The organism is Mesorhizobium montanum, from assembly GCF_033977145.1.
Taxonomy (GTDB): Bacteria; Pseudomonadota; Alphaproteobacteria; order Rhizobiales; family Rhizobiaceae; genus Mesorhizobium; species Mesorhizobium montanum.
In genome coordinates this window covers 1-1,553 of the sequence record NZ_JAVIJF010000061.1, presented here as the reverse complement: position 1 = coordinate 1,553, position 1,553 = coordinate 1, and the positions used below count along the sequence as shown (strand labels likewise).

General features: G+C 63.2%; 1 protein-coding gene. It reads right to left on the bottom strand.

Going from position 1 to position 1,553, the window contains the following annotated elements:
- Window positions 1-25 precede the first annotated feature (25 nt).
- On the bottom strand, window positions 26-1,372 hold the full coding sequence (locus RFM68_RS33460) for an IS5 family transposase (RefSeq protein ID WP_320237194.1): 1,347 nt from the start codon (window positions 1,370-1,372) through the stop codon (window positions 26-28).
- Window positions 1,373-1,553: the final 181 nt, after the last annotated feature.

Sequence of the window (1,553 nt, the reverse complement as noted above, 5' to 3'; positions counted from 1 at the left end):
AGTCGACCGTGAACAATGAGATTGGTCAGGCATCGATCTCGTTTGGCTGACTTTGGAGGGCTGCGATGAGAAGCCACAAAAGCTGCCTGAACCAGTTGAGCAGGAGGGAGAAGTTGTAGCCGGCGGCGGCCAGGATGGCATTGAGGGCGTCACCCTGCTGTCCGGCGAGGTAGTTGCGGCCCATCCGATGCTCGGCCTTGATGTGGCCGATGACGGGCTCGATGGCGGAGCGGCGGCGCATCTGGCGCTTGATGGCTGGGGTGACGCGGCGTTTCTGGCCGCTGGTGAAGACCTTGAGCTTGTGGCTGTCGGGTGCGTTGTGGCCGCGATAGCCGGCGTCGGCGAGGATGCGGCCGATCTCGTTGCCGATGGTCTTTTCCATGTCGGGGATGACGCTTGCAAGCGTGTGGCCGTCATAGGGATTGCCGGGCAGGGCTTTTGCATGCAGGGCGAACTGGCCGCCCTTGGAGCGCTTCAGCGTGGTGGCCACCGACACCTTCACCCCGAACTCGTAGGGCATATGCGCCTTGCCCTTGCCAATGCATTCCACCTCGTGCGCATGCAGGCTGTAGATCTTACGGCCGCGCTGGCGCTGACGTTGCTCGAGAACGGTGGCGGCCTGGTAGAGCGGCCATTTGAAGAGCGCGTCCAGCCCCGCATCGCCGGCGATCTGGCGAGCGACGTCGCGAATGGTCCGGCCGAGATAGGTCTTGAGCCTGCGCAGCGCCTTGTTGGCCCGCTTGAACTGCTTGGCGTGGGCATAGCGCTGGTGGCTGATCAGCGCCAGCTTGCCGACCCGCACATAGGTCTGGCGCAAATGGAGCCCCTTGCGCTTGGCCAGCCGCACCAGCCGCTCGCGCGCCCGGTGGATGAGCTTGGCGTCGGTCGGGAACATGACGTTCTTCGGCTGCACGGTGGTGTCGACGATCACCTGGCGCGTGTCGGCCGGCTTCATCGCCCCCGTCTTGACCGCAAGGCTGAGGCTCTCCTGCAACAGCGCCATGATCCGCTCCTCGCCCATGCGGCTGCGCCAGCGCGTCATCGACGAGCGATCGAACGGCAGCGCATGACAGAAGAACACCTCGCCGGTGAGATGCTGGAAATAGGGGTTCTCCACCCAGCGCTCGCACAGCACCTCATCGGACAGGTTGAAGGTGTGCTTGAGGATAGCCAGCCCCGCCATCAGCCGGGTCGGCAGTGGCGGCATGCCAGGGCCGTCCGAATAGACGGCGCCGAAACGCTCCTCCAGCATCGGCCAGTCGATCGCCTGCGCCAACCGCACCAGCTCGTGCTTCATGTTGATGATCTGGTCGAGCCTGGAGCGGAACAGGTCCTGCTCTCCCGTCTCACGCTTCTCGCGTGGCCTGGACATTCGCCGTCCCCTCGATTCGCCGCCGCCGTACCGAGTGAATCACGCTCCGCAGCACAAGGGAATCGCAAAACCGAATTGCAGGAAAACAGTGTCCAAATACCGCTAATCCTGCAATTCCAAACCTGCCGTCCGCCTTAATCAACATGCCAGATCAATGACTTGCGAATAGTTCACGGCCGAC

What these genes read in the sequence shown, in the direction of transcription:
- RFM68_RS33460 (WP_320237194.1), bottom strand. Translation starts at nt 1,372, where the DNA reads ATGTCCAGGCCACGCGAGAAGCGTGAGACGGGAGAGCAGGACCTGTTC.